This window comes from Bradyrhizobium genomosp. III (assembly GCF_000261705.1).
GTDB classification, from domain to species: Bacteria; Pseudomonadota; Alphaproteobacteria; order Rhizobiales; family Xanthobacteraceae; genus Bradyrhizobium; species Bradyrhizobium ottawaense.
In genome coordinates, this window is the sequence record NZ_AJQF01000306.1 from 1 (window position 1) to 6,381 (window position 6,381).

Below are 6,381 nucleotides of genomic sequence, written 5' to 3' on the forward strand. Positions count from 1 at the left end.
GTTAAAGCACGCGTGCTGCCGCAGGTGCTGTCAGGCGACAAGATCTCCGCGCTCGCGATCACCGAGCCGGGCGGCGGCTCCGATGTCGCGAACCTCGCCACAAGGGCGCGGCGTGACGGCGATCACTACGTCGTGACCGGCGAGAAGACCTTCATCACCTCAGGGATGCGCGCCGACTATCTGACCGTTGCCGTGCGCACGGGCGGCGAGGGCGCCGGCGGCGTCAGCCTGCTCCTGATCGAGGGCGACACGCCCGGCCTGTCCAGGACGAAACTGAAGAAGATGGGCTGGTGGGCCTCCGACACCGCGACGCTGCATTTCGACGAATGCCGCGTGCCGGCCGAAAACCTGATCGGCGAGGAAGGCCAGGGCTTCAAGATCATCATGCAGAATTTCAACAGCGAGCGCATGGGCATGGCGGCCGGCTGCACCGCCTTCGCCCGGGTCTGCCTCGTCGAGGCGGTCGCCTACGCCAGGGAGCGCAAGACTTTCGGCAAGCCGCTCGCGCAGCATCAGGTGATCCGTCACAAGATCGTGGACATGGCGCAGAAGGTCGCCGCAAGTCAGGCGATGCTGGAAATGCTGGCGTGGCGGCTCGAGCAGGGCGAGAGCCCGGTCGCGGAAATCTGCATGATGAAGAACCAGGCGACGCAGACAATGGCGTTCTGCGCCTCGGAAGCCGTACAGATTTTCGGCGGCGCCGGTTTCATGCGCGGCATCAAGGCCGAACGCATCTACCGCGAGGTCAAGGTCAACGCCATCGGCGGCGGCACCGAGGAGATCATGAAGGATCTGGCCAGCCGGCAGATGGGATTGTGACGGACGCCGTCATTCCGGGGCGACGCGAAGCGTCGAGCTATGGTGCGCAATTGCGCACCTGAGAATCCATCGGGCTCCAGACTCCGTAGTGAAATGGATTCCGGGTTCATCGCTGCGCGATGCCCCGGAATGACGAGAGGACAAAATGCTATTCACCGCCGACCACGACGACATCCGCCGCTCCCTGCAAAAGTTCATCGCCAATGAGATCAACCCTCATGTCGATGACTGGGAGAAGGCCGACATCTTCCCGGCGCACGAGCTGTTCAAGAAGATGGGCAGCCTCGGCTTCCTCGGCCTGAACAAGCCCGTGGAGTTCGGCGGCTCCGGCCTCGACTATTCCTATGCGCTGATGATGGCGGAGGAGCTGGGCGCCATCACCTGCGGCGGCGTGCCTATGGCGATCGGGGTGCAGACCGACATGGCGACGCCGGCGCTGGCGCGGTTCGGCTCCGACGAGGTGCGGCGCGAATTTCTGGCGCCGTCGATCTCAGGCGATTTCGTCGCCTGCATCGGGGTCTCCGAGCCGGGCGCAGGCTCCGACGTCGCCTCGATCAAGACCCAGGCACGCTCCGACGGCGATGACTACGTGATCACCGGCGGCAAGATGTGGATCACCAACGGCACCCAGGCCGACTGGATCTGCCTGCTCGCCAACACCGGCGATGGGCCCGTTCATCGCAACAAGTCGCTGATCTGCGTGCCCATGAAGGCCAAGGGTGTCACTGTCGCGCGAAAACTCGACAAGATGGGCATGCGCTCATCCGACACCGCACAGATCTTCTTCGACAATGTCCGTGTGCCCAAGCGCAACCGGATCGGCGAGGAGGGCAAGGGCTTTACCTACCAGATGATCCAATTCCAGGAGGAGCGGCTCTGGGGCGCGGCGGCTTGTCTTAAGGCGCATGAATACATTATCGATCAGACCATCGAATATACCCGCAACCGCAAGGCCTTCGGCCAGAGCATCCTCGACAACCAGGTCGTGCACTTCAAGCTGGCGGAGATGCAGACCGAGGTCGAGCTGCTGCGCGCGCTGATCTATCGCGCCGCCGAGCAGTTGGTCGCAGGCGAGGACGTGACCAAGCTTGCGACCATGGCCAAGCTGAAGGCCGGCCGGCTCGGCCGCGAGCTCACCGACGCCTGCTTGCAATATTGGGGCGGAATGGGCTTTACCAACGAGACGCCGGTCAGCCGCGCCTATCGCGACAGCCGCCTGACCTCGATCGGCGGCGGTGCCGACGAGGTCATGCTGATGGTCTTGTGCAAGATGATGGGCACGCTGCCCGGCAGCAAAGGAAGCTCTTGATGATCACGCTCTATCACTGCGACGCCGCGCGCTCGTTCCGTCCGCTCTGGATGCTGGAAGAGATGGGGCTGCCGTATGAGCTGAAGATGCTGCCGTTCCCACCGCGGGTCTTCGCCAAGGAATATCTGGCGCTCAATCCGCTCGGCACGATTCCCTTCATGGTCGACGGCGAGACGAAGATGACCGAATCCTCCGGCATCTGCCACTATCTCGGCATCAAGCACGGCCCGACGCCCCTGATGGTCGGCCCGGAAGATCCCGCCTATGGCGCGTTCCTGAACTGGATGTATTTCAGCGACGCCACGTTAACCTTCCCGCAGACGCTGGTGCTCCGATACACCCAGCTCGAGCCGGAGGAGCGGCGCAATCCGCAGGTCGCCGGCGACTATGCAAAATGGTTCCTGGGCCGGTTGCGCGCCGTCGAGGCAGCGACGGCCAATGCCGAAACATTGTGCGCCGGCCGCTTCACCGCCGCTGACATTGTCATCGGTTATGCGCTTCGGCTGGCCGACAATATCGGGCTCGCCAAGGATTTTGGGCCAAATGTCGCGGCCTATTGGGCGCGCCTGCAGCAGCGGGACGGTTTCAAGCGTGCGGTTGCTGCGGAACAGAAGGCTGGCGCCGAGCAGAATGTTGCACCGCGCGTGAGGGCGTAAGGACGCGTCATTCCGGGCGATGCGGAGCATCGACTATGGTGCGCCGTTGCGCACCTGAGAATCTCGAGGTTCCCCGGTGCGCAATTGCGCACCTGAGGTTCGGTCCTATCGACCGCCCCGGAACGACTCGCTGTGTCTTTTGACAGCGCTATCCCGTCGTGACAGCGCCCAAATTTCCGCTAAGGTGACCTCCGTCCGCAGCGGCCAGAGAGCCGCGCGAGGAGGATCCCAATGGAAGATAAAGGTCGCGAATCCGACCATCTGATGCTGATCACGCCGGAGCGGGTATTCTATGCCGGCCTGCTCGGCCGCCCTCGCAAGCGGACCCCCGGCTGCTGCCATATCTACGTCGCGGTGAAAGGCAGCCTGCATCTGACGATCGACGACGTCCACACGTCGGACGAGTTGATCGTGACCCTGCCGAACCAGCGCCACACCATCGCCAGCGACTATCGCACCGTGATCAGCGTGACGCTGGAGCCGGAAAGCATGCCGGATGGCGTGATCGAGGCTTTGGCCGAGCGGCTGCGAGGGCCGGACAAGGCTCTCTATGCCCGCAAGATCCTCGCCGCTTACGCGTTGCTGCGCCAGCGCCGCTATGGCGACATCACCACCGCCGAATTCGACGAGATGTGCTTTGGCGAGGCGCTCGCCCGCCGCGTGCTCGATCCGCGCGTGACCCGGGCGGTCGCCCGCATCGAGCGTTTCTCGGGCGAGCCGGTGACGGCCGATACCTGCGCGGCGGAGGCGGGGCTTTCGGCCTCGCGCTTCCTGCATCTGTTCAAGGAGGAGACCGGCATCTCCTTCCGCTCCTTCCGCGCCTGGAAGCGCGCGCGGCATTTGCTGCACTTCGCCAACCAGGACCTCAACCTCGCCCATCTCGCGCAGGACATCGGCTATCCCGACTCGACGCATTTCAGCCATTCAATCCGCCGCTTCTACGGATTGAAGCCGCGCGCGATCTTCGTCGGCTCGCGCGACCTTGCGATCTATCGCAGCACGGAGACGGTGCGGCTCGCGGAGGCGAGTTAGGCTCGCTCTCGTAGGGTGGGCAAAGGCGCTCTTGCGCCGTGCCCACCACCTCTCGGCAACTGGCAAAGATGGTGGGCACGCTTCGCTTTGCCCACCCTGCGAATTCGTCGTGTTTTCCAGCTTCTCCGCGCAAGAAGCCGCATGCCGCCCATCCCATGATCGCCAACGTTGAATTCTCAACGTGCGAGACATCCAAGGCATGAGCGACAAGGCCGTCATCACCTGCGCGCTGAACGGCGTGCTCACCGACCCGAAGCAGCACAATGTCCCCGTGACGCCCGAGCAGATGGCGCGCGAAGCCAGGGCTGCGTTCGATGCCGGTGCGTCCGTCATGCACATCCACCTGCGCCAGCAGGCGTCGGGCAAGGGACATCTGCCGTCCTGGGAGGTGAGCGTCAGCAGGGAGATCCAGCAGGCGATCCGCGAAGCCTGTCCCGGCGTGATCATCAATCACACCTCGGGCGTGTCAGGACCGAACTACTCCGGCGCGCTCGACTGCATCCGCGAGACCAAACCGGAGATCGCCGCCTGCAATGCCGGCTCGCTGAATTATCTGAAGGTCAAGGCCGACAACACCTGGGCCTGGCCACCGATGATGTTCGACAACGCGGTCGAGAAGGTGAAGGACTATCTCGACGTCATGAATGCGGTCGGCACCATCCCCGAGTTCGAATGCTTCGACGTCGGCATCGTCCGCTGCGTCGGCATGTACACCCAGGTCGGCATGTACAAGGGACCGCTCGAATATAATTTTGTGATGGGCGTCGCTTCGGGAATGCCTTCGGACCCGGAGCTGCTGCCGATCCTGACCAAGCTGAAGCGTCCCGAGGCGCATTTTCAGGTCACCGCGATCGGCCGCGAGGAAATCTGGCCGCTGCACCAGCGCTGCGCCGAGCTCGGCGGCCATCTGCGCACCGGTCTCGAGGACACCTTCTATCTCGCCGACGGCAAGAAGGTGACGTCGAACGGCCAGCTGATCGAAGCCGTCGCTGCCTGCGCCCGCCGTGCCGGCCGCGAGATCGCGAGCCCCGCCGAGGCGCGGAAGATCTTTGGGACGAACAGGTAAGCCACACTCCGTCATTCCGGGATGGCCGAAGGCCATGCCCGGAATCCATAGCCACGATCGGGAGTATGGATTCCGGGCTCGCGCTCCGCGCGCCCCGGAATGACGGGCAGGAGCACTAATGTCTACCATCGAAAACACCATTTCCCCCGGCAGCGCCGCCTACCACGCCAACCGCGACGGCATGCTCGGCCTCATCGACCGCATGCGCGCGCTGGAAGAGCGCACCCGCGCGGCGTCGGCCGCAGCCAAGGATCGCTTTCACAAGCGCGGGCAGTTGTTGCCGCGCGAGCGCGTCGCGCTGGTGCTCGATCCCGGTGCGCCTTTCATCGAGCTGTCGACGCTCGCCGGCTACATGTTCGATGTACCGGACGCGACCAAGAGCGTGCCCGGCGGCGGCGTCATCGGCGGCATCGGCTTCGTCTCGGGCATCCGCTGCATGGTGAGCGCCAGCGATTCCGGCATCGATGCCGGCGCGCTGCAGCCTTACGGCCTCGACAAGACGCTGCGGGTGCAGGAGCTCGCGCTGGAGAACAAGCTGCCCTATGTGCAACTGGTCGAAAGCGCCGGCGCCAACCTCTTGCGCTACCGCGTCGAGGATTTTGTCCGCGGCGGCAACATCTTTCGCAATCTCGCGCGGCTCTCCGCGGCAGGACTGCCCGTCGTCACCGTCACGCACGGCTCATCCACCGCTGGCGGCGCCTATCAGACCGGCCTGTCCGACTACATCGTCATGGTGCGCGGCCGTACCCGCGCCTTCCTCGCCGGGCCGCCGCTGCTGAAGGCCGCGACCGGTGAGATCGCGACCGAGGAAGAGCTCGGCGGTGCCGAGATGCACACGCAGGTCTCCGGTCTCGGCGACTATCTCGCCGAAGACGATCGCGACGCGTTGCGTATCGCGCGCGAGATCATGGCGGCGCTGCAATGGGAACGCCCGGGCAGGACAGCATCGGAATTCAAGCCGCCGCGCTACGACCAGGACGAGCTGCTCGGCATCATGCCGATGGACCATAAGCGCTCCGTCGACATGAAGCAGGTGATCGCACGCATCGTCGACGATTCCGATTTCACCGAGATGGCGCCGAATTACGGTCCGGCCACCGTCTGCGGCCACGCCCGCATCGAAGGACAGGCGATCGGCATCATCACCAACAACGGGCCGCTCGATCCCGCCGGCGCCAACAAGGCGACGCATTTCATCCAGGCGTGCTGCCAGACCCGCACGCCGATCCTCTATCTCAACAATACCACCGGCTACATGGTCGGCAAAGCCTACGAAGAAGCCGGCATGATCAAGCACGGCTCGAAGATGATCCAGGCAGTGACCTCGGCGACGGTGCCGCAGATCACCATCTATTGCGGCGCCTCGTTCGGCGCCGGCAATTACGGCATGTGCGGCCGCGGCTTCCATCCGCGTTTCTGCTTCTCCTGGCCCAACGCCAAGACCGCCGTGATGGGCGGCGAGCAGGCGGCCGAGACAATGGCTATCGTGACGGAAGCGG

General features: G+C 64.4%; 6 protein-coding genes. All 6 read left to right on the plus strand.

Annotation, left to right across the window (positions count from 1 at the left end; genetic code table 11):
* Nucleotides 1-819 (plus strand): acyl-CoA dehydrogenase family protein (locus tag IC66_RS0125410; protein ID WP_038949537.1); only part of this gene is annotated, 819 nt, incomplete at its 5' end.
* A 145-nt stretch (nucleotides 820-964) separates the two neighbouring features.
* Entirely contained in the window at nucleotides 965-2,128 is a 1,164-nt protein-coding gene (locus IC66_RS0125415) for an acyl-CoA dehydrogenase family protein (protein WP_038949538.1), read from the plus strand.
* Nucleotides 2,128-2,784, plus strand: coding sequence for a glutathione S-transferase family protein (locus IC66_RS0125420; RefSeq protein ID WP_028139679.1), 657 nt, complete (start codon nucleotides 2,128-2,130; stop codon nucleotides 2,782-2,784). Before IC66_RS0125415 ends, IC66_RS0125420 begins: the two co-directional genes overlap by 1 nt.
* A 231-nt stretch (nucleotides 2,785-3,015) precedes the next feature.
* Entirely contained in the window at nucleotides 3,016-3,816 is an 801-nt protein-coding gene (locus IC66_RS0125425) for a helix-turn-helix domain-containing protein (protein WP_028139680.1), read from the plus strand.
* 199 nt (nucleotides 3,817-4,015) lie between these two features.
* Entirely contained in the window at nucleotides 4,016-4,882 is an 867-nt protein-coding gene (locus tag IC66_RS0125430) for a 3-keto-5-aminohexanoate cleavage protein (RefSeq protein ID WP_038949539.1), read from the plus strand.
* A 118-nt stretch (nucleotides 4,883-5,000) separates the two neighbouring features.
* On the plus strand, nucleotides 5,001-6,381 hold a 1,381-nt coding region (locus IC66_RS0125435), incomplete at its 3' end, for an acyl-CoA carboxylase subunit beta (protein WP_038949540.1).

Excerpts from the sequence above, each read along its gene's own strand:
- IC66_RS0125430 (WP_038949539.1), top strand. The coding sequence starts at position 4,016 with ATGAGCGACAAGGCCGTCATCACCTGCGCGCTGAACGGCGTGCTCACC.
- IC66_RS0125420 (WP_028139679.1), top strand. The coding sequence starts at position 2,128 with ATGATCACGCTCTATCACTGCGACGCCGCGCGCTCGTTCCGTCCGCTC.
- IC66_RS0125415 (WP_038949538.1), top strand. The coding sequence starts at position 965 with ATGCTATTCACCGCCGACCACGACGACATCCGCCGCTCCCTGCAAAAG.
- IC66_RS0125425 (WP_028139680.1), top strand. The coding sequence starts at position 3,016 with ATGGAAGATAAAGGTCGCGAATCCGACCATCTGATGCTGATCACGCCG.